At 34.9% G+C, this 24,861-nt stretch carries 21 protein-coding genes and 1 other RNA gene; 13 read left to right on the forward strand and 9 right to left on the reverse strand.

Going from position 1 to position 24,861, the window contains the following annotated elements; genetic code table 11:
• Positions 1 to 234 precede the first annotated feature (234 nt).
• Positions 235 to 543, forward strand: a complete 309-nt coding sequence (locus VNN39_RS06265; RefSeq protein WP_422393574.1) for a pentapeptide repeat-containing protein — start codon at positions 235 to 237, stop codon at positions 541 to 543.
• A 58-nt stretch (positions 544 to 601) separates the two neighbouring features.
• On the opposite strand, the gene VNN39_RS06270 is transcribed toward VNN39_RS06265, so the two are convergent.
• Positions 602 to 769 carry a hypothetical protein gene (locus VNN39_RS06270; RefSeq protein ID WP_016170871.1) on the reverse strand — a complete coding sequence of 56 codons (168 nt, stop codon included), beginning with the start codon at positions 767 to 769 and terminating at the stop codon, positions 602 to 604.
• Entirely contained in the window at positions 766 to 1,521 is a 756-nt protein-coding gene (locus tag VNN39_RS06275; protein ID WP_338997087.1) for a hypothetical protein, read from the reverse strand. The genes VNN39_RS06270 and VNN39_RS06275 overlap by 4 nt, the downstream gene beginning before the upstream one ends.
• Before the next feature lie 404 nt (positions 1,522 to 1,925).
• On the opposite strand from VNN39_RS06275, the gene VNN39_RS06280 reads away from it, so the two are divergent.
• On the forward strand, positions 1,926 to 3,092 hold the full coding sequence (locus VNN39_RS06280; RefSeq protein ID WP_338997088.1) for a hypothetical protein: 1,167 nt from the start codon (positions 1,926 to 1,928) through the stop codon (positions 3,090 to 3,092).
• Positions 3,093 to 3,526: 434 nt separating this feature from the next.
• On the opposite strand, the gene VNN39_RS06285 is transcribed toward VNN39_RS06280, so the two are convergent.
• Positions 3,527 to 3,952 carry a hypothetical protein gene (locus VNN39_RS06285; RefSeq protein WP_338997089.1) on the reverse strand — a complete coding sequence of 142 codons (426 nt, stop codon included), beginning with the start codon at positions 3,950 to 3,952 and terminating at the stop codon, positions 3,527 to 3,529.
• 482 nt (positions 3,953 to 4,434) lie between these two features.
• On the opposite strand from VNN39_RS06285, the gene VNN39_RS06290 reads away from it, so the two are divergent.
• The 3 genes from VNN39_RS06290 (at position 4,435) to VNN39_RS06300 (ending at position 8,163) form a co-directional block, all read left to right on the forward strand.
• Positions 4,435 to 4,989 carry a recombinase family protein gene (locus VNN39_RS06290; protein ID WP_338997090.1) on the forward strand — a complete coding sequence of 185 codons (555 nt, stop codon included), beginning with the start codon at positions 4,435 to 4,437 and terminating at the stop codon, positions 4,987 to 4,989.
• Positions 4,990 to 5,224: 235 nt separating this feature from the next.
• Complete coding sequence (locus tag VNN39_RS06295) at positions 5,225 to 6,049, forward strand: glycosyltransferase family 32 protein (RefSeq protein WP_338997092.1); 825 nt, start codon at positions 5,225 to 5,227, stop codon at positions 6,047 to 6,049.
• A gap of 11 nt (positions 6,050 to 6,060) precedes the next feature.
• Positions 6,061 to 8,163: a family 16 glycosylhydrolase gene (locus VNN39_RS06300; protein WP_339006972.1), complete on the forward strand. Its 2,103-nt coding sequence runs from the start codon at positions 6,061 to 6,063 to the stop codon at positions 8,161 to 8,163.
• A 322-nt stretch (positions 8,164 to 8,485) separates the two neighbouring features.
• Here the strand turns inward: VNN39_RS06300 and VNN39_RS06305 are convergent, their stop codons facing one another.
• From VNN39_RS06305 to VNN39_RS06320, 4 genes are all read right to left on the reverse strand, one after another.
• The gene (locus VNN39_RS06305) at positions 8,486 to 9,124 is read right to left on the reverse strand and encodes a hypothetical protein (RefSeq protein WP_338997096.1); all 639 of its coding nucleotides are present in this window, start codon (positions 9,122 to 9,124) and stop codon (positions 8,486 to 8,488) included.
• 1,530 nt (positions 9,125 to 10,654) lie between these two features.
• A complete protein-coding gene (locus tag VNN39_RS06310) occupies positions 10,655 to 11,338 on the reverse strand; it encodes a lactate utilization protein C (RefSeq protein WP_338997097.1) in 684 nt (227 codons plus the stop codon).
• A 2-nt stretch (positions 11,339 to 11,340) separates the two neighbouring features.
• On the reverse strand, positions 11,341 to 12,813 hold the full coding sequence (locus tag VNN39_RS06315; protein WP_338997099.1) for a LutB/LldF family L-lactate oxidation iron-sulfur protein: 1,473 nt from the start codon (positions 12,811 to 12,813) through the stop codon (positions 11,341 to 11,343).
• Positions 12,814 to 12,826: 13 nt separating this feature from the next.
• Positions 12,827 to 13,594 carry a (Fe-S)-binding protein gene (locus tag VNN39_RS06320; RefSeq protein WP_338997101.1) on the reverse strand — a complete coding sequence of 256 codons (768 nt, stop codon included), beginning with the start codon at positions 13,592 to 13,594 and terminating at the stop codon, positions 12,827 to 12,829.
• Positions 13,595 to 13,848: 254 nt separating this feature from the next.
• Between VNN39_RS06320 and VNN39_RS06325 the strand changes: the two genes are divergently transcribed.
• From VNN39_RS06325 to ffs, 5 genes are all read left to right on the forward strand, one after another.
• The gene (locus VNN39_RS06325; protein ID WP_014025116.1) at positions 13,849 to 14,520 is read left to right on the forward strand and encodes a YoaK family protein; all 672 of its coding nucleotides are present in this window, start codon (positions 13,849 to 13,851) and stop codon (positions 14,518 to 14,520) included.
• Positions 14,517 to 15,251: an MBL fold metallo-hydrolase gene (locus VNN39_RS06330; protein ID WP_213495998.1), complete on the forward strand. Its 735-nt coding sequence runs from the start codon at positions 14,517 to 14,519 to the stop codon at positions 15,249 to 15,251. The genes VNN39_RS06325 and VNN39_RS06330 overlap by 4 nt, the downstream gene beginning before the upstream one ends.
• The gene (gene tadA, locus VNN39_RS06335; protein ID WP_338998099.1) at positions 15,251 to 15,742 is read left to right on the forward strand and encodes a tRNA adenosine(34) deaminase TadA; all 492 of its coding nucleotides are present in this window, start codon (positions 15,251 to 15,253) and stop codon (positions 15,740 to 15,742) included. The genes VNN39_RS06330 and tadA overlap by 1 nt, the downstream gene beginning before the upstream one ends.
• A gap of 78 nt (positions 15,743 to 15,820) precedes the next feature.
• The gene (locus VNN39_RS06340; protein WP_213495999.1) at positions 15,821 to 16,282 is read left to right on the forward strand and encodes a hypothetical protein; all 462 of its coding nucleotides are present in this window, start codon (positions 15,821 to 15,823) and stop codon (positions 16,280 to 16,282) included.
• Between the two features lie 53 nt (positions 16,283 to 16,335).
• An RNA gene (ffs, locus tag VNN39_RS06345) (signal recognition particle sRNA small type) lies at positions 16,336 to 16,433 on the forward strand.
• Between the two features lie 267 nt (positions 16,434 to 16,700).
• Here the strand turns inward: ffs and VNN39_RS06350 are convergent.
• Complete coding sequence (locus VNN39_RS06350) at positions 16,701 to 19,679, reverse strand: polysaccharide lyase 8 family protein (RefSeq protein WP_338997104.1); 2,979 nt, start codon at positions 19,677 to 19,679, stop codon at positions 16,701 to 16,703.
• Positions 19,680 to 20,028: 349 nt separating this feature from the next.
• On the opposite strand from VNN39_RS06350, the gene VNN39_RS06355 reads away from it, so the two are divergent.
• Positions 20,029 to 21,183 (forward strand): glycoside hydrolase family 88 protein, encoded by a 1,155-nt coding sequence (locus tag VNN39_RS06355; protein WP_338997106.1) that lies wholly within the window; start codon positions 20,029 to 20,031, stop codon positions 21,181 to 21,183.
• A gap of 9 nt (positions 21,184 to 21,192) precedes the next feature.
• Positions 21,193 to 22,980 (forward strand): beta-galactosidase family protein, encoded by a 1,788-nt coding sequence (locus tag VNN39_RS06360; RefSeq protein ID WP_338997108.1) that lies wholly within the window; start codon positions 21,193 to 21,195, stop codon positions 22,978 to 22,980.
• A gap of 25 nt (positions 22,981 to 23,005) precedes the next feature.
• On the opposite strand, the gene VNN39_RS06365 is transcribed toward VNN39_RS06360, so the two are convergent.
• Positions 23,006 to 23,713, reverse strand: a complete 708-nt coding sequence (locus VNN39_RS06365; protein WP_165713467.1) for a GntR family transcriptional regulator — start codon at positions 23,711 to 23,713, stop codon at positions 23,006 to 23,008.
• A 228-nt stretch (positions 23,714 to 23,941) separates the two neighbouring features.
• Here VNN39_RS06365 and VNN39_RS06370 point away from each other — a divergent pair, with 228 nt between their 5' ends.
• Positions 23,942 to 24,859 carry a PTS mannose/fructose/sorbose transporter subunit IIAB gene (locus tag VNN39_RS06370; RefSeq protein WP_338997111.1) on the forward strand — a complete coding sequence of 306 codons (918 nt, stop codon included), beginning with the start codon at positions 23,942 to 23,944 and terminating at the stop codon, positions 24,857 to 24,859.
• Positions 24,860 to 24,861 lie beyond the last annotated feature (2 nt).

Below are 24,861 nucleotides of genomic sequence, written 5' to 3' on the forward strand. Positions count from 1 at the left end.
GACTCAAAGTATGACCTCTGCTTGACTAAGATGTTGAGGATTGTTGAAATTAGATAATATAGCTATTTTGTAGTTTTGATTAACTTGGTGCACTCAAGCTTAAATATATGATAGATGAATAAAAATTTTAAAACAAAGCTCTGTTAAGGGAAAAATATCTTAACAGAGTTTTATTTAGTATCTTTATCCTAGAAAAAAATACTAAATGTTACAAATCTCAATAATAGTGAATTTATTGAAACAGATTTCAGAGAAGGTTATTTACCGAGTGTTAAATTTAAAAGTGCAAACTTGGAAAATGCAGATTTACGTGATGCAATACTGAAAAATACTGATTTTACAAGTGCAAAACTAAAAGGAGCAAAGCTAAAAGGGGCAACCATTGACAATACTTTTTTTGAAGGTGCTGAAATTTCAGGAATTGACTTAACAGGGAAGGAGTTTGTAAATGCAGATTTCCCATATGTAAGGATTAATGATAATGTATGTTCTACCGATGAAAAAGATATAATACTAGAAGAACATCTTCAAACGCTATTTTAAAAATAGGAAAAGCTCAAAACTTAGAAGTTTTGAGTTTTTTTTGCTTATTTCCAATTTCTTATTTAGAAAAATCTTTGATTAACCCTGTAACTGATACAATTAGAATAATAACCAATAAAATTTTAATGATTAATTTTCCAAGACTCTCAAGGCCAGTAAAGAATGTAATAATGAGACCAATTATAGCCAAAGTTGTCATTGCAATTTGATATTTATTTGTTTTCATTGCCAACCAACTCCCCATACAATAGCATTGCTTCCAGCGATAGGAATAAATTGAGGAGAAGAATTAAACACAATTCCTCCAGGGATAAATTTACCTACAGATAATCCTAAAACACCTAATGCTGCTTGAGCAGCTCGAGCTGGAACATAAACACCAGCAATTACTAATCCAGCACTAGCTGCATATTGAGTCTGTGCTTTATTTATACCAATACGAAGTCCCCACCAATAAACATGTAAATAAGTAGAACCATTATGATATTTTCCCATAGTCGAAATTTGAGATTCTTTAGCTTCTTCTTTAGCCGTTTTTTCATCATTTGCTACAACTACAGAATCTCCAGTTTGAACAGTATTTTCCTTAGGAGTAGAAGCAATGATTTTTTTCAAAGATTCATTACTTTTGTCAACCATGTTATTTAGAGAAGAAATTTCATCTTCTGAAGCATTGTCGGGTATTTTTGATTTATTAATTTCAAATTGTCCAGTTTTATCATTTAAGCTTACTGCGTTATCAAAACGATTAACAAATTCATCATTCACTTTCCCATCTTCAACAGGTTTCACTGGAACACTTTTTTTATCGATAACAGTATCCAAAGCTACTAAATTTTGACTTTGTTGAGTAGTACTAACTTGGGGCTTATAATTGTTTTCTTGATGATTTTGAGCAGTAGTATATGCATAAGTACCACTGCTAAGAAGTAATAATGTTATACATGATAATGTAATTTTAAATTTTTTCTTTTCCATAAAATTTCCTCCTAGAAATCATTGTGATTAACTAAACAATTATATTTTAGCACAATTCTAATTATTCTGCTATTGTTAACTTTAGAAAATTCAAATTAATTAACATATGTTATTTAATGCGTCAATACTAACACCTCATAACTTTATAAGTTTTGAGGTTATTTCATTTTATGTATCTATTGGTATAATAAAAGCGTCCATCAGAGTATACTCCAATGTCTCGATTTCCAGTTTCTGCTATAATGGGATTTATAAAGGGTCAAATAAGTTGATCATTGAGTTCAGCCAAAGGAATGTGATGAATGTATGTCAGCTTGTCAGATCATCTAAAATAATTAAAGAATTAAGGGGGGAATTTTGAGTATGCATAGTATTAAAAGAACCATAAATATAGGAGAAAAGAGTTGAATAGAAGAACGTTTTTAATATTTTTATCCATTTGTCTTACAATGACTACAGTTGGATGGTTTATTTATCTTGCTTTAGTTTTGCATGATTATATTACATTTTGGGTTGGACTCGTTATAACTCTTATTTATAGTGGAATTACAAGTGTTAGATTATTAAATTTTAACCGTATTTCAAAATGGGAAGAGACACCTGAGGAAGTTCAAAAAAAATATGATGGTTTTACAACTCGACTTCTTCAAAGGGAAAACATAAACCTATTTATTCTCCTGAGCTTTTTCTTTAATCTTTGCGCAAGTCCTATTATGATAAGCTCGTCTATTTTTTTTGCTTGGTTGATCCTCACTCTCTTAATTACGATTTACTTGTTACGTGAGCTAGAACATACGACCTATATTGAGGAACAACTTTCTCAGTCAAAGAAAAATAAAATTATTGCGGTTCTCGTTTATTCTTTACTTATAATTTTCATTTTGATACGTTCACTGACAAATGGATTTTCTGTTCATGAACTGTCATCTCAACCTCTTGATTCAGCTTTTAGAAAAGTCTTCACTATCTTTCTTCTGGGTAGTCTTTGGTTATTTCTTGTGCACTTCACGTGGAAAGAATGGTCAAGTCAGCGTTTCTTTAGATATCTTCAATATTTTATTCTATCTTTCTCTCTTACTTTTTTTGTTGGACGTTTTGCAATTTACAATATCCAACATCATGCGGTTTACTATGCCAATCAAATGAAGCATGATAAATATAATGATCCCGTTTTAATCGCAATGATGGATTTTGCAAGAACAACAGACTTTCCAGATACAGTGACTTATAAGCAAACTGATAATAAAGATGTAGTAGAAATAAAGTCAAAAAACTTTAGTAACTATGCACTCTATCATAATGACGGTGCTTATCATTCGGTTTATGATTCTCAATATACTTTCCAAAGTGATGAATTATTTATGCAAATATCAGATAAGGGTTGTTTTGAAATTTATACAATGGCTCTCCTTAATAAACCTGGATATAAAATTTTAAATGAAGAGGAATGCTTACGTTCTATTCAAGATTGGGTAAAGAAAACAGAGCAAGAAACACTCAAAGAGCAGAACAATCCGTTTATAAATTTACAATATATTTATAATATGCTATACCAGAACAAATTTAAATAAAGTGGTTTCGTCCCTCTCAAAGTAAATTTTAAGTCTACTTATAATTTATTGTAAAGTGGAGAAATCTGGGAAACTTCGCAATAGAACCAATATTGATATAGATTTTTCTGGTTTAAATTTATTTTTAATATGACTCGAGTTTTAATATTAAATCAATGTATATTTTGCCATAAGAAAAGACCTTCCATTGATTTGAAAAGTCTATATCATAAGTGTACATCATACAATATTGAAAAGTCCTTATTTACCCATAATTTTATCAACTATTTTATTGATAAAGAAGTACTCAACAAGAATAAAAAGGGCTAGAAACACTGTATTCCAAACTTCAGATAAAAATGTCACATGTCTAAATACGATAACTGTAATTATAATAAACGTTATCATGAGTAATACTTTGATAGTAGATGATTTATTCATAATTGTCCTTTTAATTATTGTCTTCCAAAGTTAGTGACACGTCTCAGATATACATTATAGTCAAACCACCAATCGGATTTGGTATCCAAATGTCTATCAACTATCACGGTAGCAATAGCAACAGCTGCTCCTGCAGCAGGTCCACCAGCTAAAAATCCGAGATAAAAGCCTGCTCCTGCAACCCCACCGTGGAGAATATCATTTGTTAGTCCTTTATCTAGACCAACTCTTACACTATTCCAACGGATTGCAAGTATACCATTTTTCCCATAAGAACGGGCTAAGGAGTTTGTATTACCAAAAGACACATACTGTATGGCCATTTTAGTTGAAGGATCAATCGTTAAATTATTATCTAGAATATATTTATTTGTATCAGATACTACATTATTAATTTCGGATAAAGTAGTATTTGGTATTTTACCGTCGCTATCTTTCACAATAAATTTATTGTTATATACTTCAATAAATTTATCGAATTGACTTAAATCTTGAACAGAAGATGTTTGACTACTTTTCACTTCATCTGCAGATGTTTTTGTGACTGTTAAATTGGCAAGTCCTATGGTTGAAAATGCAACCGCAGCAACAGCAAGTGTAATTCCTTTTTTCTTTTCTATAAAATTTCCTCCTAGAAATCATTGTGATTGATTAAACAATAATATTGTAGCACAATTCAAATAATTCTGCTATTATTATCGTTAAAAATTCAAATTAATTAAAATGCAATATTTCATAATTTATACAAGCTATTAGAATGATAAACTTAGAGAGTTTTTTTTTCTCAAAGTAAATTTTAAGTCTACTTATAATTGGTTTTGAGAAGTGTAGAATTAACTATGGAGTCATGAGTAAGTTTTAAATGGAAACTAGTTATAACAAAAAGAGCTCATAACTAAGGGTTATAAGTAAAGGAGAAATTATGAAATTTGGATATGCTCGAGTGAGTACAACTGGTCAAAAATTAGAAAGTCAAATTGAAAATTTAAAAGCTGCAGGAGCAGAAAAAATTTTTCAAGAAAAATTTACTGGGACAACAACAGAACGACCTGAATTTCAAAAATTACTTAATCAGTTGAAAAAAGATGATATGCTTATTGTGACGAAACTATACCGATTTGCAAGAAACACTCGAGAAGCGTTAGAAATCATTCAGCATCTCTTTCAGAATGATATAAAAGTACATATCTTAAATATGGGAATTATTGATAACACCCCAACAGGACAGCTTATCTTTACGATATTTAGTGCCTTTGCTCAATTTGAACGAGATATGATTGTCAATCGTACGAGTGAAGGGAAAAAATATGTCAGGGATAATGATCCTTCATTTAAAGAAGGACGTTCTCAAAAATTTACTGAAGAACAAATTGATTTTGCTTTTGAACTGAAGAAACAGGGGATGACATATAAAATGATCGAGCGAAAAACTGGTATTAGTGTTGCTACTCAAAAAAGAAGGTTTAGTAAACTTTAATGTTATAACACTTGATACCAATACTTTAATATTTAGTTATTTTTCTAACCACTTTTTTACCTGGTCAATGGTATGTCAATTTAATTTTAATTCAATGAAGACAGGAAGAACGTACAACAGGGAATTAGAAATAATTTGTTATGCTAGATACAGATGGAAGAGGAAAATACAAAGGCTACTGTTCAAATTTACATAGTGAACAAATTTTATAATAATAGATTATGAGGAGGAGAATATGGAACAATTTAATAATTCAGATATAGCTGATGATGATGAACTGAGATCTATTTATATCTTTGAAAATATTATAAAGAGAAGTGCCAATACCAATAATACTTTGAATACCCATGAGAATATTCCTAAGCAAATAGTCCAATATTGGGATGAAAAAAATATTCCTAATGATGTTAAGCTAGTAATGGACAGTTGGTCGAAATCAGGTATAAGAAAAGTTGTGTATGATAAGTTTAGTGCAAAAGAATTTATTGATAAACATGGAGACAAGTGGCAGTCGACTGCATTTGATATGTGTATACATCCAGCGATGAGAGCTGATTTTTTTAGATTATGCTATTTGTATGATCGGGGAGGGATATATATTGATGCAGACGATAAATATAACAATCGTGAATTAGGTGCCTTATTTAATAATAATAAGTTAAAGCTTCATCCTCTTTGCTATAATAAAAATTCAGATAGCATGGTAAATGTAAGTGAATTTTTGTTTGATATCAAGCGTAAATCAGAGTATATTTATTACGTAAATAATGATCCTATTATTGCCCCCCCAAAGCACCCAGTAATTAGATTAGCCTTAGAGAGAGCAACAAATAATATAATAAATAAAAAAGCAAACTTAAAAGACATTCAATCGATTAGCGGCCCAGGAAATCTAAGTGCCAGTCTTGTTCAATATTCTATTCATTGCGTTAAAAATAAAATTTCATTTGATGCTGAATTATTAAAAAATTGGGATGAAATAGCTACGCCACAGTGGAATTTAGACTATAGAAAAGATCAAAGAAATTGGAGGAATTGGGAAGGAAATATTATCAATTAAGGAGGAGTAGAATGAACATTATTAATAGAGAAAAATTACTGAATAAGCTTAAATTTAGATTAAGTTATTTAGTTAGAAAATTAGAGATAAAACCACATACAAAATCTTTCTCCAAAATATCAAGTGAAAAAATTAATAGAATATATGTAATAAATTTAGACAGAAAACCTAAAAGATGGAATCAAATAAAAAAGGAATTAGGTCGCCTATATATCAATAATAAAGAAAATTTATTGAGTTTAACAAGAAGATTTTCAGCAATAGATGCTCGATATCTGGACAGTAAAAGTGTTGATAGCAATTTATTAAAACCGAGGTATTCTTTGGGTAATCAACTAAGAGTTGAGCCTAATGATAAGATAAAAAATGATTCTGAAAATAATTCCATAATGATTGATATGACAAGTCAAGAAATTGCTGTAACCTTATCCCATATAGAAATTTGGAAGCTAATAACGAAATCAGAAAAAAATTTTACTTTGGTATTAGAAGATGATGTATATTTCAAATATAATTTTTCAAATGAAGTTGATAGCATCTGGGATGAATTATATGACAAAAATAAAGATTTTGATATTTTATTTTTGTCATATGAACATGTTAAATCAGTAAAAAATGAAAAACGAAATCTGAATAGAAATAATGTTAAAGTAGATAGAGTATCTAAGGGAATTTGGCAAGCTTCAGGTTATGTTTTGTCAAAAAAAGGAGCTGAAAAACTTTTAAAACTATTACCAGTATATGGTCCAGTTGATTTATGGCTAAACTTAATGTTTGGTGAATTAGAAGCCTATATTTCTGAAAGACCTATCATTGTCCAAAGAATAGATGTTCCATCAACTAATTCTTATTCAATAATGCCTATTTTTTCTCGGCTTGGAGTTTACACTGGGAACGAGCAAACTCAATTTATCAAAACTAGGCTTAAACAACCTGTGTTTGTTTTTGGAGAAGAAAATTCTGGTCTTACCTCGATAGCTAATGCCTTGATGGTATTAGGGTATACTTGTTTTTATAATCAAGTTAACCTACCGAGCTTCGAAGAAGAGCGATTTTTTTCAAAAAAAGAAAAAAACTATTTTAATTCATATATAAACATTACTTCTCTAAAAGAATTAGGGATTGATAAAATAGCAAGTATGTATCCTGAAGCTAAATTTATTTTTACATATAATACAAAAAAATTTAATATTGACAATCCAGAAATCAGTCATCTTCATGTTCCTTCTGAATATCAAGATAAGTGGGAACTTTTATGTGATTTTTTGGATATGGAGTATCCTGCAATACCATTCCCTGAGACAATTGAGCAAAAAATAAATGATCTATCTTTCAATAATAAAGCAAAGTTTGATGTTAAAGGGTTAGAATTTGATGTTCTACCGTGGATTGTTTGCCCTAAAAATTACCTTAATTTACAAAGCAAAAACAAGGAAACTGTAATTTATAACAATTCGTCAATAATGGATAAAGCTACTAATTTTGATATTAAACAATGGAATTTTCGTAATGACACCTTCCCTAGTAATCTCGCGTTATTTAAACCAGAAAATGTAGCAGTTACTGAAAATAATATTGAACTACATTTTAAAAATGTGATTACTACTGTACGCCCCTATACTTCAGGTGCTTTAGTGACTAAAAATAAATACTTGTATGGTAAATTTAAAGTTGAACTTCGACCCTCAAATATTTCGGGTATAATTACTGGCGTTTTTTTGCATCGCAATAGTCCACATCAAGAAATAGATATAGAATTTTTAGGAAAAGATACAACAAAAATGCTAGTTAATGTTTTCTTTAATCCTGGAATAGAAGGATCAAAATTAGAATATGGATATCGGGGAACGCCTGTAGCTATCAATCTAGGATTTGATGCCAGTGAAAATTATCATTTGTATGAAATACATTGGGAGAAGGACAGTATAAAATGGCTAGTAGATGGAAATATTGTATATGAGCGTATTATGTACGTTCCCACGCCAATTCCATATCTACCTATGGAATTTAATATAAATCTCTGGCACTCTCAATCTGAAGAACTAGCAGGAAAGCTTGATTTTGGAGATATTACAATAAGTTCATCAATTAGAAGAATTGAAATTGAGTTTTAATAAATTATAAAGAAGAAATTAACTTTGAAAATCGTAAAAGCTTGTAACTTCCAAAACTTCGATGAACAGTAGCTCAAATAGGATTTGAGGTAGAAGATGGAAATATACCAATAGTAAATTTTATTGTGTATTAATTGATAACGATATAATTATTAACGAATAGTAGGTAAACATTGCAAACCACTTAGACCGAGAGATTGTCCAAAACTCTCGGATTTTTTATTCCCAAATAAAAAATCCTCACTAGTAAAAGGGGATTTGTGAAAATAGCGTTCAAACTAGCAGAGGTGTTCTCAGTGCTTGGCAGTATTCAATCTTCCTATTAATCAGTATTTTCTGAATTTAAATAAGTCCTCATTTCTGTTTTTATGTCATTTATGTTCTTTTCTATTTTAACTGCACTCAATAAAGGAACGAGCATATCTAAGTTAAGATTTGAGTGATAATGTGATTGTAAGTTTTTCATTGCGTTAGGGGCATAAGTGATAATTTCTTCGATTTTTTTATTTTTTGAGTTATTATTAAAATACAATAGTAATTGTTGAGAGTGCTGCTCAATAGATATTCTTAATACTTCTATTTCATCAGCTAATTGTTTTATCTCATTTTTTGCATTTTGAACATCAATTCTTGGATCATTACCTAAAATTGCATTTAAATTTGCTCCTTCTGCTTGAAGTGCCTGTAAAGATTCAAATGCAGCTTCTAATTTTCTTTTTTGTTCTACAAACTTATCTCTATTCTGTTTTACCCTGACAAGCTCAGTCAAATAATTACTAATTTCTAAACGAAAAGCTGTTTTTTGGGTAAAATTATTGTTCAATTTTACTATTTCTTTTTTTAATTTTTCATTATTTTGAGCGTTCTTTTTAGTGTTGCTACTGTTGAATATGATATTCAAAATAACTCCTATAACACTAGCTAAAGCTGCTATTATAGCAGCAATAATAGTTCCATTCAATGTAATTCTCCACTTCTGTAAGATTATTCTCTTTAAATTAGATTATATCAGAAAGAAGTTATGTAATCTATTATAGTAAGCAGTAGTTGATAAATTTTAAAATGGCGTTAATATTTTTCAGTAATATTTTGGTTTTTACGAAAGCTAAAATATATTTATTGTTACGAATTAATAAATACCTTATATAAAAGATATTGAGGGAAATTTTAGGAAATTAAAAACATACATATAATAACTAATAATATATGTATGTTTTTGGGATTCGAAGTACTCAAGTAAATTTCTTTATTTGAATTTTTTATCTCTCTTCTTTTTTAGTTTCATTAATTCCTGCTTGTCCTGACTTTCTATCCTTAATTGTTCTTCTCGTTTTTGATTTTTTCTCTCATTGTTTACATATATCTTTAATTCTTTAAAGGATTTAATATGAAGTTCTAGACAGACGAGAAAAAGGAATTGTAAGATTATTAAAACGGCCCAAAAGAAGAAAATAGAGGATGATCTAACATAATCCGAAAAATGAGTATTTAAATAAAGGATTAAATAGAAGATATTATATTTAAAATTTGGATGATTGAAGATAAGAGGCATAATAACCATAAAAAACACTGTCCCTAAAAAGAAGGGAAGTAAAAATGAGCTCAATGGAATCTTAGAGTTCCCATCAAAACTGTTTTTTGAATAGAAGGAGCAGTAAATGTTAATAGCGCTAATTAATAGTGCATTGATTGTTAAAAATATTGGGATTTTTATACTTTGCACACCATCTTTCCATTTGTTTTTTTATGTTAATAATCGTGTATATAGATCTAAGTAGTTATATTCTCTCTTTCTTTCGTCATCTGAAGAAAAAAGTCAAACTCTTATACATGTTAACGGAACTATTTTTAATCTGAGAGATTAGAGGGGGAATTTCGTAATATCTAATGAAAACAAGTTAAGTTAAGTTAAGTTAAGTTTATTTTAAGTTAATTAAATTGTAAAATCAACTTATAACTGTATACGATCTTTACAAACAAATAAATAAGTTTTTTCCATAAAACAATAGTAGTTTAGTCAAAAGTTATTGATACTCCACTTCAAAAAAATTTATTCATAAAGAAGATGTAAATTATATTTAAACTCAGTACTTGGGAAGACATTGCACTATCAGAAGAAGTTGTATCTAGCAGATGATGTTTTATTCCATATTATTGTGCTAAAATGACAAAAGAGCTATTATCGTAGGAGTAGCAGAGTGATGTGCGAAATTTGTCCTGCAATTTTTCAAGGGTGTTACATTGTATATAGAGGGGAAGGTGCAGTATTTTTAAATTAACAAAACAAATAATTCTAGTCGTTTGTATCCTTTTCGTATTATATGATTTAGTTCAGGGGAGATACAGTGCTCTACCCGGAATAATAATAGCAATCATTATAGTTCCTGAAGGGTATCTCGCATATAAAAACAGAGAAAATAAAAAGAAATAAAAAAGCTCACTAACTGGTGTCATAGTCAGTCAGTAAGCTTTTTTGTATTTTTATCAACTCCTATAAATCTTTAACAATAATGTAATTAATTTCCAAAGGTCCGTGAAGCCCGACTACAAGCTGCATTTCAATATCCCCAGAGTTTGATGGTCCAGAAATAAAATGCAGCGTTGAACCCGGCTTTTTATTCTCATCCAGCAAAGTTGCAGCTTGTGTAGAGCGCGGAACCATACGGCTGAGGGGAATCACAGAAATATAATGAGTAGGTAAAAAGTGCAAAGAACGCCCTTGACCAGCTTCTGATTCCACCACAATTGTGGCTGATTCAGCGAGGAAAAATTTAGGAACGGCTACAACAACATTCGAATTTTGAGCAGCATTAATATTTTCTTCACGTTTTTCTTTACCAATTTTCCATTTGACCAGTTGGTCCGAAATAATATTAACCCCTAGCTTTTCCAGCTCATCTGTTGAAGGAACTATGACCTGCCCACCACCAGATTTTTCAATTAAACCTTGAATTATTTCATTCATTTGTGACGACGTTGTTTGCACTAGGTTCGCTGAAACGCGACGCGCTTGTTCCTTGGCAAGTTCGAGTAATTCGTCAGTGCTTAAATCTGCCAAATGTGTTTGGGGAAGGTCTGAAATGAGATTATATGGTTCAAATGGCAGTTCTACACCACCACGTTTTTTTAACAATGTGTCTAAAAATTGAGTTCGATTTTCAATAGTTCCTGTCATTTTTATTTACCTGCCTTATGTTTTTTATACCAGTGACGAAACTGTTCTTTGTGTGGAGGAGCTATAGGTAAGTCGCGAACATCCGTCCAACCTTTGGCTAGAGCAGGTGCTTTGCTAACTGCACCGTACTTAAACAAAGAACCCCCAACGCTTACTTCCTTATTTTTGGGTAACATATTGAGACCAGTATGGGCCATCTTCATTGCCATTCCAAACATTGCGGGACTACTTGTGCCTTTTCCAATCGCATTCATTTCAAAATTGACAAAAGAACCGTCGTGATGCATTGACAAATCGTCTTCCATGACTTTACGATGTTCAATTAAAAGTTCATGCAAAGGGATTTTTACGGGACAGGTTTCTGTACAAGCTCCGCATAAGGTAGAAGCATATGGTAAATCTCCATATTGTTCATAACCTCCTAGAACAGGAGAGAGAACGGAGCCGATCGGACCAGGGTAAATAGAGCCGTAAGCATGACCTCCAATTTGACGATAGACAGGGCAAACATTTAAGCAAGCGCCGCAGCGGATACACTGTAGGACAGCTTCAAAAGCAGTTCCAATCGCATTTGAACGGCCGTTATCAATAATCACAACATGAAAATCCTCCGGCCCATCAGATTCGTCCTCGGCTTTTTGACCAGCGAAAGTGACATAAGTTGTTAACTTTTGCCCAACAGCTGAGCGCGCAAGCATATTGTCCAAAATTTCAGCTTCTTTAATAGAGGGAACGATACGTTCCATTCCCATTAACACAATCTGTGTTTTAGGAATAGAAATCGTTAAATCAGCATTCCCTTCATTGGTCGATAAATTAATGTCGCCAGTATTGGCGATGGCAAAGTTACACCCAGTGATGCCTACTTCCGACTTCAAGAAAAGTTTACGCATGGTATCACGCGCACATCGTGCAAGATTAACAGGGTCATTATCTCCCTTATATCCAAGTTTTTTAGCAAAAATTTCACGAATCTGGTCACGATTTTTATGTAAAGCTGGAAAAACAATATGCGAAGGCTCATCCCAGTCAGCAACTTGTAATATAAATTCGGCCAAGTCCGTCTCCAAAATTTCCATATCATCGCCGAGTGAGACAAGCATAGGATCAATGTCTACTTCAGTGGATACCATTGATTTTGATTTGACAATCTTTTTAGCATTTTTTTCAAGAATAATACGTTTCACATACTCATTAGCTTCCTTAGCATCAGCCGCAAAGAAGACATGTCCGCCACGAGCGGCTACATTATCCGAAAATTCAGTTAAATAGTGTGGCAAATATTTTAAAGTATGTTGACGGATTGATTCAGCAATATCACGCCATTCTTGCCAATTTCCTAGTTCATCACGTGCAGATTCTCGTTTGTCCCATTGAGCATCTTGTGCTTGTGCAACCGCAGCTTTTGCAAACTGATCTTTTTTACTTTCTTCTAAACGTTCAGCGAAAGTTTTTGTACTTGTTGAAAGGCCCATTTTCTCCTCCTTTTTATTTTATAAATGCTGGATTTTTGATTGCATCTATTCTTTCTAAATCAACATTTGTGTTTAAAATTTCAGCAATATGCATGACTTTAACCTTTTTGCCATCACGATTCAATTTTCCACCGATATTCATTAAACAACCTAAATCAGCAGAAATTAAGATTTCGGCACCCGTTGATAAGATATCCCTTGTTTTTTCAGCAACCATCATTTCAGAGATTTCAGGAGATTTAACGGAGAACGTTCCACCAAAACCGCAACAATTTTCTAAATGAGGCAGCGGAAGAAGCTCAAGTCCCTTGACCTTATCTAATAGGATAAAAGGAGCTTCTCGTTCACCTAAAATGCGGGTCATGTGACAAGAACGATGGTAAGTTGCCTTCTCGCCATTAAATGTGGCACCAAGATCTTCAAGTCCTAATACTCGATAAAGAAATTGAGTGAATTCATAGGATTTATTTGCTAAATCAATTGCTTTTTGTTTATAAGGATCACCTTCATCGAACATATGTGGATACTCAGTGAACATCCCTGAACAAGAGCCGGCTATACCAACCACATAATCAGAAGGTTCAAAAGTATCAATCTGGTTTTTGATGGTAGGCATGGATTCCTTAGCTAATCCTGAGTTATAAGTAGGTTGTCCACAACAAATCTGTTGTTCAGGTAGGTCTGTTTCAATTCCCAAACGTTCGAGGACTTCAACCATTGCAATTCCAACTTGTGGAAACATAAGGTCCATCACACAAGTGGAAAATATTGAAACTTTCATAAGCTCTCCTTAATATTTTTAAATCTTTATTAAAAATTCGACAATTTTTAGATATGTATGCTCTTTCATTATAAGCCGATTTTTTTATATTTTCAAAAAAAGGAGGTGTCAAAAGAGTTTGACAGCGTATTTTGTTTAAAAATCATTTACGTTTAAAATTCTTTTTGATGCAGCTCAAAGGGGCAAAAGTGGCCTATAGGAGATCAGCGAAACATAACTGTGCCAAAAGGATTTTAGAATGCTATAATAAGAATATGAACACTGAAATGAGAGAAAAACTAAGAGTAGCCTCGCTCTTAGCGATGAACGCTGGATTTATGGATGCTTTTTCCTTTTTCCATTTTGATGGGCGCTTCATCGGAATGCAAACGGGGAACATGATACAGGCAGCGGTTTATTTAGCCAAAGGAGATTTTGTACGTGTAGCAGATTTTATCATTCCTGTTCTCTTCTTTTCTTGTGGGGTGATTTTTAAAAACATTTATTCTTATTACTTAAGAAAGAAGAACAAACCAGATACGATTTATCTGCTTTTGTTACAGTGGACAGGCGTGACCGTATTTACCTTACTCTATGCTACGGTTTTAAAATTACCCGTTTCCATTTTTGTTGGCTTTTTATCATTCTTCATGGCCATTCAGCACGATACTTTCAGTAAAACAAGAGGACTTCCCTACGGAAGTATCATGATGACCGGAAATTTGAAATCAACCATGGTCAACTTAACGAATTACGCACTGACACACGAACAACGCTACCTACAAAATTTTCGCGTCTTTGCTAGTCTGGTCGGTGCCTTCTTCCTAGGGACTATTTTAGGTACTTATAGTGCCGATATCTTTGGCAACTGGACTTTGCTTGTATCCAGCACATTTTTAATTATCGTTTACTTTATGTTAAGGTTTGAAAGAGAGGAGACAATATGAAATTAACAGCACTTGGTGTATGGGGCGGTTATCCCACACGTGATGCAGGCACAACTTCTTATTTATTACAAAGTGAAGAGGGATTTAATCTTTTATTGGATGCTGGATCACGTGCCGTGACGGAACTTGAGCATGAGCTTTCACCCAATGATTTGGATGCAATCATCTTGAGCCACTACCATGAAGACCACATAGCAGACTTGGGCGCTTTACGTCAATATCGTCAGCTACAAACAGTGAAACCAGAGATGTTGCCTATTTATGGTCATCAGGAAAATGAATACGAATTTTCAAAATTATCTTTGGAAAATGTCAGTGAGGGAATTGCTTATGATGTCGAAAAGGGCACATCTGTCGGCCCCTTTGATATTCAGTTCTTAAAAACAGTGCATCCTGTTATTTGCTACGCGATGCGTATTGTTGAGAGAGCGACAGGACAGGTCTTAGTTTATACGGGAGATACGGGTTATTTTGCAGAACTTGTTGATTTTTCTAAAGATGCGGATATCTTGCTGGCTGACGTTTATTTCTTCAAGGATAAGGCCAAAATGCCGAATCACTTGTCCAGTGTAGAAGCTGGGGAAATAGCAGCACAAGCCAATGTGAAAAAACTAATCCTCACACATTTGCCACAAGTTGGTGACTTGCAAGTATTACGTGAAGAAGCGCAAGAAGCAGCAGGAAATATACCTGTTGACTTGGCTCAACCCCATATGAAATGGACGGTGTGATGGAGTTTAGTCAGCAAGAAAAAGAATATTTCATGCAGCAAGCACTGCTTGAAGCCCAAAAGGCAGCAGAAAATGAAGAAGTGCCCATCGGCGTGGTTATTGTACACGAAGGTAAAATAATTGGACGCGGCTTTAACCGCCGAGAGCTTGATGGCCGTGCTACCCACCATGCAGAAATTTGTGCGATTGAAGCTGCGAACGAAGCTGTAGGGAACTGGCGTTTATTAGACTGTGCTCTGTTTGTTACTATTGAACCTTGTGTCATGTGTGCTGGAGCCATTGGTTTAGCTCGTATTCCACAAGTATACTTTGGGGCAACAAATCCCAAGTTCGGAGCAGCTGTAAGTTTGTATCAAATCTTGGAAGATAAACGGCTCAATCATCGTGTAACTGTTGAAAGTGGCATTTTAGAAGCTGAGTGCGCCGATATCATGAAAGATTTTTTCCAACATCGGAGAAAGAGAAATAAAGAAAAAAAAGAGCAGGTGTAACTGTTCTTTTTTAGAGGAAATTTCTGTAAGTTTTTGTTACCATAGACAAAGGATAAAATAGAAAAACGAGGACAACTCATGGACGCCGAAAAAACTCCCAAGCAGCGCTACAAAGAAGAAACAGCACCCTATCGCGCGTGGCTCAATAGTATCAGTATTCCTATTGGATTGATTGTACTTTTTATCGCTGTCTTCCTTGGATTTACGATCAATGCAGCAGGAGTAATTCTTGTTATCTTCGCGATTGTCACCCATGTTGGTTATGCAAGGATACACGCACCTAAAATCTGCCATGTAGCACCCATTCTTTATTATGTTTACAATGTATTGTCTATTTTTTATGTGATGACGCTCATTGCGCAACCCCAAGGTAGTATGCTTGTAGCTATTCTTTCTCTGATAAATTTTGTCCTACTGATTTTGGTGATTGTCTTTTACTTTATCGGAGCAAATGCTATCAAGAAACAATTTCCAACCATGAAAGAAGATTATGAACGTGCCATGGAAGTTTATAAAGAGCGGAAATCATCAGGAAAATGATAAAATTCTTTTGATAAAGTCAAAGCTTGTCAAAACAAGAAGAAGTATGTTATAATAAATTTCGGAGCAATAAGTTTCTTACGAAGCGTGTCAGGACCTGACGGTAGCAGCACTAAGTATGGAGCTTATGTGCTCTTTTTTTTTTGTTGTCAAAAATAATTTATTTTAACTTCATACCGTAGTAAAACGTTATTAAAAAGCTTTTTCATTTGTCTTCGTATTAAACATAGCATGTGCTATACTTAATGTGCAAAAAACTAGTAATGATTATAAAAAGTATAGTTATATCTGGCTATGCTTTTTTAAGTCCATCTTCCAGTTATTCCGAAAGTGAAACTAAAAAAACCACCCCTTGTAAGGATGGTTTGACTTGAAAAAGTCGAATAAGAAATATAAATTATATGCCTATTAACGAAAATCACTCCACAACAATTTGTTTAGCACTTCCCGCACTGCCCGAAAAGTCAATGCTTAGAGTGTGCGTGGCTTCATCAAAGCTTACGCCGTCACTCATCGAAAGGATATACTTGAAATCTTTTGGCAATTGGATGTGGGCAATTTCATTGGTTTGGGTGGGGTTTGCGATTGTGTATGTGGTTTGGGTTTGCTTGTTTTGTTTTAACAAGGAAATTGGTTTATCTGTGGTGATGTCTGCTATGCTTCCTCCTGTGGCAGCCCAGAAATTAATTCCTAAATAGCCAGCGGTTTCCATTTGCACAGCTTGGATACTTTCGGTGTTTGCAAGAATTTTAAGAGTATTATCTTGGGTATAATTTTTAAGCTTTTCTTGCGTTGCTTCAGGAAGAATAATATAAGCATAGTTTGCATTTTGAGGATGTTGTCCGTGGTTTATCATGAATTTGCGATATTCGCCACTATAGGTTTTGTCACTTGGAAAGGCGCTATTGATTGCGGCGTAAGTTCCTGTTCTTTTTTCACTTTGCACAGTGACGTCTGATGAAGTTGGGAAGTAATAACCAATCGAAGCATTTTGATGGTCAGACCGCAAGAGGAGCCAATCTTTTTTACTTTCTTCAGAAGCATCAGTGATATTTCCCTTATTTGAAATCACTTGATAGTGATATGCGTCATTAAGAAGACGATTGTCCACGACCGTTTCGATGGAAGCAGTTGTATCACCGCTAATTCCCGCACCTAAGGCAATGGTCTGGTCTTCAAGAACAAACCATGATTTTTTAGCTCGAAGATTCATGGGAAGGACGGTACCGTTGTTTTTGGTGCCTTGCTTATTAAGTGCCATCCCCATCACGGCTTGATTTTCTGCAGCTGCTCCACCGACCCATGTTTCGGGAGAAGTTACGGTAGTAAAGGATGAATTTTCATCTTGAAGCGCTACAGTATCTACGGTTGTCCCAGGCAAACGATAAGGATCAACCGTTGGCCAATAGCTGTTACCAAATTGGACACCGTCGTTATTATAGAGATAAAACATGCCATCTGCTGTATGCCAACCACGTTTATTTTCTCCGTTTCCTGCTTCAAAAGAAGAGGTGCGGTTGGAGTATAGGCTCAGGCTTGTCATGTAATTTGGATTACTTTGAACAAAACGATCCATTGAGGCAAAGACCTTTGTTCCCGTAAAGGGAAGCATATCTCCAGTGATTGCAGTATTTGCCATTAAAGAAAGTGTCAGCTGCAAGTCATTATAATCCCTCGTGTTATTGAGATAATAATCAGGATTGGTTTGCATCCAGTATTTTACTGCTTCTTGCAGCTTCTTTTGACTTTCTTCGGGTGCTAAGTTAGCAACGATAAGCAAATTATACATCGTGGTTGAACCGTAGCCGACCTGTGTATCTTTCGGAGCGCGTGAGATTGATCGTCCATTGACACCTGGAAGCATCGTTCCTTGATAGATGAGAGGGATAAATGATTGTTCAACAGTAGAGACAAAGTTTGAGACAGTTTGACTGTCCATTTCAAAGCTTGAATATTTGGTGGTAGCGAGGATTTGTCCGACACCTTTCACAAGAACATTGCCGTAAGAACCGGTATAAGGGATGTTATTGTGCTGAATAAAAGAGCCATCAGGATAAAAGCCGTCTCCCTTGGTAACTGTTTGAAAAACTTCTTTGATACTGTTTGAGGCCAGCTCAATCTTACTTTCATCTTCTTGTAAAATCCCTAAGCCAAGCACAGATAAGGCCAAGTCTGTTCGATTTGCTCCTGTGGTCGAAAAGTTTGGAATGAAAGCCAGATCAACAAATACATCCTGTGCTTTAGTATAGAGTTGCTGATAAGGATTTGGAACATAGGACTGGATTGCTTTGGTATATTCCTGTATTTTATCTGATGGTAGCTTATCACCAAGAATTATTAAGCTGCCAATAAATTTTTGAGGAATCCCAACCTGCCAATCCCACCAATTGCCATAGTATTTCTGACCATCGTATCCCTTTTGACTAACCATAAAATCAAGACCAGACTGAATATCAGCGAGCAGTTCGGGATTAAGATAGTAATCTGTTCCCTTAGTGCCATAAGCCTGTGAGAGAAGGTAGAGATTAGAGAATTGAGTCGTCAGATTTGCAGAAGGAGTATCGCCAGCTTTCAAACGCCACAACTCTTTTCGATCAGGGCTACGATTCATACTTTGGTAAAGAGTTTGAGCATTCTTAGACAAAGTATTCACATATTTGACGAGTGGAGCATTGTTAGAATCATAATTTTCAGTGATTAGTTGTTGCTTCCACTTGTCACGTAAGCTTATAAATTGCTGCGTATCTAAAACTTCAGGGTTACTGTTCACTTCGCCGGCTTTCAGTGATAAGAGCGACAGCTGACTCAGATTACCAAAAAGCCGTAAACCTGTGGCACCGGTCCAGTCCCCATTGATGGTTGATCCATCGCTGTAAGTAACATGGGGATTATCATAGATTATCTTGCCGTTAAGGTAAGCTTTAACACTCGTGCCCTGATAACGTAGAAGTAGCTTATAGGTCTGTCCGATCTCAAGACTTTGACTATGGATATCTGTTATCCATTTGCCTCCTGGCTGACCAAGCTGCCAGTTTCCGTTACTCATATAAGCAAAGGACTGATAATTTTTGGTGTTTCCTGCGCCGGCACGAAAGACAAGTCCAAAATTTGTTTGTCCCTTGTATACAAAAGTTATTTGCACATCACCAGAACTACGGTTTCCTGCATCTGTATTAAGCGAAATACTTTCATAACCTGTACTTAGCTTTTGATTAGCTATATTCAGCTGTCCTTGAGAGATTTTTCTATCGGCTTGGCCAACCAAATCCTCCCAAGTCCCAAGCTGATTGCTGAAATCAGAAGTATAGCTCTCTGCCGTAGCCCGTTGACTGAATGTGAAACTTACCGAAATGCTCACAAGTAAGAAAGCAATAAAATAAAATAGTTTTTTTGTCATTTCATATTCTCCGTGTATTTATATTCCCAATGCTCTTTTTAAAGGACACTAAAAGAGACTTAGAACAGTTAATCTAAATCTTTCAAACGTTTACTCCTAGATTCTCCTTTACTCTATGATAAGTAGAATAATTTAACATGTTATATTATCTAAGAGTAAGTATATAGTATGTTAAGCAGATTGTCAACAAACCAGGATAACGCTTACTTTGGCGTTCCTGAGGGATAAAAAAATTACAAGCAATAAAAAGATCGGCTGTGACTTTTTCTTGGACTATTAAAAATTTCTTGCTATTTTGTCAAGTAAAAGTTATAATATAACATGTTAATATATTAAGAGAGGTTGAGTTATGAATATGAATAAGAAAAAATTAATTCAGCTCGGTCAAAATATCGACCAAGCTTGGCTGGACAATCAAATAAAGAAAATAATTGTAAAAATTGAAAGAAACATGGAGCGTTTTGGTGATGATTTTCCTTCGGCTTGTGCCACAGATGGGAAATATCGTATCAAGGGGAATGACGACTGGACCAATGGATTTTGGACAGGAATGATAGCTTTGGCTTATGAATATACAGGGAAGGAAAAGTTCTTACATCGTGTCGAAGCCAATATGGAAAGTTTCCAAAAGAGATTAGACGATCATTTTGTGTTAGATCATCATGATATAGGGTTTCTATATAGTCTATCAGCGGGGGCGGCTTATAAGTTAACTGGAAATGAAACTTATAAATCGACTTTACTCCAAGCTGCGGATGTCTTGCTTCACCGTTTTCAAGAAAAAGGTAATTTTATTCAAGCTTGGGGCAAGTATGGCGATCCTAAAGAATATCGTGTCATTATTGATTCATTCATCAATCTTCCCTTGCTCTTTGCAGCAACAGAATATTCTGGCAAAGCAATTTACAAAGAAGTAGCACTGAAGCATTATGCGACTTTGCTCAAAACAGTTTTCCGTGACAATGCAAGTACTTATCATACTTATTATTTTGATCTCGAAACAGGGCAGCCAGCGTATGGAGCTACACATCAAGGACATAGTGATACGTCAACTTGGGCGCGTGGGCAGGCATGGGCTATTTTAGGAATTCCGCTTAATGAAAGTTATATTCATTCCGCTATTTTTCCTGAGGTATACCCTTCTGTGGTAGAAGTTTTCTTGAACCATTTACCTAAAGACCTTATTCCGTATTGGGATTTTGATTATACAGATGCAGAGCCATCTGCTAAAGACAGTTCAGCAGCAGCCATTGCAGCGTGTGGATTCTTAGAAGCTGCACAGCAAAAAGCTTATCCAGAAGCAGAAGGTATTGCAAAGGGGCTCATTTATCAGCTGGGGGAACTTTACACAGAGGCCGCAGATGGGAATGAAGGTTTGTTGCAACATGGGGTATATGCTTTTGCAGAAGGCAAAGGTATTGATGAACCTAACCTCTGGGGCGATTATTTCTATTTTGAAGCGCTCATGCGCTTAGCAAATGATAAATGGAACCGATACTGGTAAGGAGAAGTAGTGAAAACATTTCAAATAAAAGAAGAATTTATGCTGGATAATAAGCCAGTTAAAATAATAAGTGGTGCTATTCATTACTTTAGAATTCCCCGAAGTCAGTGGGAAGACAGCCTTTATAATCTGAAAGCACTTGGTGCAAATACTGTAGAAACTTATATTCCGTGGAATATTCATGAACCTGAAGAAGGAGTATTTGATTTTGAAGGTATGAAAGATATTCGTGCTTTCGTTAAGTTGGCTGAAAGTTTAGGACTCATGGTTATTTTACGGCCTTCTGTTTATATCTGTGCCGAATGGGAGTTTGGCGGACTGCCAGCTTGGTTGCTGAAAGAATCAGAAATACGTCTTCGTTCCACAGACTCACGCTTTATGACCAAGGTGGAAAACTATTTTAAGGTACTACTTCCATATCTTTCACCATTACAAATCACTGCAGGTGGTCCTGTTATCATGATGCAAGTTGAAAACGAATATGGTTCTTATGGGATGGAGAAGGATTACCTTCGCCAAACGATGGCACTTATGAAAAAATATGGAATCAATGTACCCTTGTTTACTTCAGATGGTGCTTGGCAGGCAGCGCTTGATGCGGGTTCTTTGATCGAAGATGATGTTTTGGTTACAGGAAACTTCGGAAGCCGTTCGAAAGAAAACGCAGCAGTGCTCGCAGGATTTATGAAAGAACATGGCAAAAAATGGCCACTTATGTGTATGGAATATTGGGATGGTTGGTTCAATCGTTGGGGAGAACCGATTATTAAGCGTGATCCGCAAGACTTAGCAGATGAAGTTAAAGCCATGTTGGAGCTGGGTTCGCTTAATCTTTATATGTTCCACGGTGGGACCAATTTTGGCTTTTATAATGGTTGCTCTGCGCGTGACACGGGAAATCTACCGCAAATTACTAGCTATGATTACGATGCCTTGCTCACAGAGGCAGGGAAACCTACTGCCAAATATTATGCTGTTCAAAAAGCGATCAAAGAAGTGTGTCCAGATGTTTGGCAAGCGCAGCCTCGTGTCAAGGAGATTGCAAATCTTGGTTCTTTTAAAGTTTCAGAGAGTGTGTCTTTATTTAAGACTAAAGATAACATGATGAAGGCTTTAACAAGTTCTTATCCTCTCACTTTAGAAGCAGCAGGTACAGGCTATGGTTATATGCTTTATTCTACTGTCTTAAAAAATTATGGTAAAGAGACTAAACTTAAGATTGTTGAAGCGAGCGACCGTCTCCAAATTTATCTTGATGGTCAACATAAACACACACAATACCAAGAAGAAATTGGGCAAGAAATATTGTTGGATGTAGTGGAAAATCAGGAAGAGATTCAAGTGGACTGTTTAGTAGAGAATCTAGGTCGTGTCAATTATGGTTTTAAGTTTAATCATCCAAGTCAGCGAAAAGGTATACGTGGTGGTATGATGCATGACATACATTTTCACCAAGGTTATACACAATATCCTTTAGATTTCTCTGCGGAACAGTTAAGTGGAATTGACTTTGGTGCAGGTAAAAATCCAGCACAGCCTTCTTTTTATCGCTTTAATATGAGCTTGGAGAAGGTGGCAGATACTTTCATCGATTGCTCGAACTATGGCAAAGGTGTTATCATTGTGAATGGTAAGAATCTTGGTCGTTATTGGAACCAAGGGCCTGTGTACAGTTTGTATTGTCCGAAGGGCTTTCTCCATGAAGGAGAGAATGAAATTCTTGTCTTTGAAACAGAAGCTGTAGAAATTACCAGCTTAAACTTTTCAAGTCAACCAGTATTTGATACTCTAAAGTAAAAATAAAATAAAGTAAAAGTGGATGCTATTCGGCATCCACTTCTATTTTTGTTTTGAAGTATTTCCAATGTTTGTAGCTGACGATATATTCAGCAACACTCTTATCTACAAGATAGGTGTGTTTAACCTGCTTAACCACAGGTTCGCGGAAGCTTAAGTTGAGTGCGTTTAACAGCTCACTTTCATCTGGAAAAATAATTTCATTTGTTTCAACAGAGGACATGGAATAAAGATCGATACCAAAGTCTTTGTTCACTCGCTCATAGACACTCGAATAGTCTTCTAAATGATCTGACACAGGCTCCTTGACTAAAGTTTTTGGGAGGTGTGTAAAGTGTAAGAGAAAGGGGGTTCCATCAAAATAACGTACCCGAACGATCTTATAATAACTTTGGTCTGGAGTAAGTCCAAGCTCTTTTAGGATTGAAGGCTCATTTTCCTCTTTTATTGACAGAACTTTGACAGTTTCGTGATCTTGAGAATGTAATTCGATATCTGAGAATTTAACATTTTGGGAAATTTTCGATTTAGAAACGTAAGTCCCTTTTCCTTGGACACGGTAGAGGTAACCTGCACTTGTTAATTGGTTTAAGGCTTTCACCGCAGTGATAGAACTTACTTCATATTTTCGTTTAATATCGGCTTCTGAATAAAATTTATCCCCAGGGATAAATTTATGATTTTTGATTTCAGATAATAAGTCTTGTTTGATTTGTTCATACTTTGGAATCAATAGAAATACTCCTATCTATATAACTTATATTAGAATGATAACATGTTAAGTTGGAATATGCAAGCTGTATATACAAGGCTTTAGAGTGCGCTTTAGGGAGCTTTTTACAAAAAAATATGTAACCGTGTACATTTTCTCTTGACAAGCTACTTAATATGTTATATACTGATAATGCAAGAAGATAACATGTTAAATAAAAGAGCGCTTGCGTGATTGATAAGGAGTCAAATGAGAAACATAGTATTGATTAGCCATGGTTCGATGGCTGCCGGGGTGAAAGAAAGTCTCGAGATGATCATCGGACGGCAAGAACAGATGCATGTGGTATGTATGCCCGAGGATAGTGATAATATCCAATTTGAACAAGAGCTATTAGAAAAAATGCACACCTTAGAGGGTGAAACTTTAATTATTGCTGATTTACTTGGAGGAACACCTTGTAACGTGGCATTAAAGCATTTTACAGATAATGATGATGTTTCTATCATCGCTGGGATGAACCTCTCTCTTGTTTTAGAAGCAGCAGTGAGTGATACTGCGTCCGCTGATGATTTGGTTACTTCGAGCAGAACAACACTGGTTAATGCGAAAAACTTGCTGAATGAAGCAAAGGCACAAGAAGCAGTAACGCTTAATATGGCAGATTATTCTGAGTATCAAGGTAAAGCAAAGATTGTGAACACGCGTATTGATGAGCGCTTGATTCATGGACAAGTGGCTGGGATTTGGTCTTCAAGCTTAGGAACACAACGCATTATTGTTGCCAATGATGAGGCCGCTGCCGATGACTTGCAAAAATCATCTTTACGCATGGCTTGTCCGTCAGCAATGCGACTCTCAGTTATTCCAGTAGCCCAAGCAGCAGAAAATATCAATGCGGGGAAATATGGCTTACAACGAATTTTTCTTCTCTTTAAAAAACCTGCCGATGTTTTAAAATTTATTCAAGCAGGGGGAAAACTTGAAAGTCTTAATGTAGGGAATATGAGCTATAAAGAAGGTTCAAAAGAAGTCACAAAGAGCATCAAAGTCATGCCGGAAGAAGAAAATATCTTCCAAGAAATTGCTGCTGGTGGTGTTAAAATCACAGCCCAATTGGTTCCAAGTGAGCCTGCCATTGACTTTATGGAAAAACTTAACAAATAGGA

This window comes from Lactococcus formosensis (genome assembly GCF_037892375.1).
Classification (GTDB): domain Bacteria; phylum Bacillota; class Bacilli; order Lactobacillales; family Streptococcaceae; genus Lactococcus; species Lactococcus formosensis.

What these genes read in the sequence shown, in the direction of transcription:
- VNN39_RS06290 (WP_338997090.1), top strand. Translation starts at nt 4,435, where the DNA reads ATGAAATTTGGATATGCTCGAGTGAGTACAACTGGTCAAAAATTAGAA.
- VNN39_RS06295 (WP_338997092.1), top strand. Translation starts at nt 5,225, where the DNA reads ATGGAACAATTTAATAATTCAGATATAGCTGATGATGATGAACTGAGA.
- VNN39_RS06355 (WP_338997106.1), top strand. Translation starts at nt 20,029, where the DNA reads ATGAATATGAATAAGAAAAAATTAATTCAGCTCGGTCAAAATATCGAC.
- VNN39_RS06315 (WP_338997099.1), bottom strand. Translation starts at nt 12,813, where the DNA reads ATGGGCCTTTCAACAAGTACAAAAACTTTCGCTGAACGTTTAGAAGAA.
- VNN39_RS06270 (WP_016170871.1), bottom strand. Translation starts at nt 769, where the DNA reads ATGAAAACAAATAAATATCAAATTGCAATGACAACTTTGGCTATAATT.
- VNN39_RS06350 (WP_338997104.1), bottom strand. Translation starts at nt 19,679, where the DNA reads ATGACAAAAAAACTATTTTATTTTATTGCTTTCTTACTTGTGAGCATT.
- VNN39_RS06300 (WP_339006972.1), top strand. Translation starts at nt 6,061, where the DNA reads ATGAACATTATTAATAGAGAAAAATTACTGAATAAGCTTAAATTTAGA.
- VNN39_RS06370 (WP_338997111.1), top strand. Translation starts at nt 23,942, where the DNA reads ATGAGAAACATAGTATTGATTAGCCATGGTTCGATGGCTGCCGGGGTG.
- VNN39_RS06330 (WP_213495998.1), top strand. Translation starts at nt 14,517, where the DNA reads ATGAAATTAACAGCACTTGGTGTATGGGGCGGTTATCCCACACGTGAT.
- VNN39_RS06320 (WP_338997101.1), bottom strand. Translation starts at nt 13,594, where the DNA reads ATGAAAGTTTCAATATTTTCCACTTGTGTGATGGACCTTATGTTTCCA.
- VNN39_RS06310 (WP_338997097.1), bottom strand. Translation starts at nt 11,338, where the DNA reads ATGACAGGAACTATTGAAAATCGAACTCAATTTTTAGACACATTGTTA.
- VNN39_RS06325 (WP_014025116.1), top strand. Translation starts at nt 13,849, where the DNA reads ATGAACACTGAAATGAGAGAAAAACTAAGAGTAGCCTCGCTCTTAGCG.
- tadA (WP_338998099.1), top strand. Translation starts at nt 15,251, where the DNA reads ATGGAGTTTAGTCAGCAAGAAAAAGAATATTTCATGCAGCAAGCACTG.
- VNN39_RS06340 (WP_213495999.1), top strand. Translation starts at nt 15,821, where the DNA reads ATGGACGCCGAAAAAACTCCCAAGCAGCGCTACAAAGAAGAAACAGCA.
- VNN39_RS06275 (WP_338997087.1), bottom strand. Translation starts at nt 1,521, where the DNA reads ATGGAAAAGAAAAAATTTAAAATTACATTATCATGTATAACATTATTA.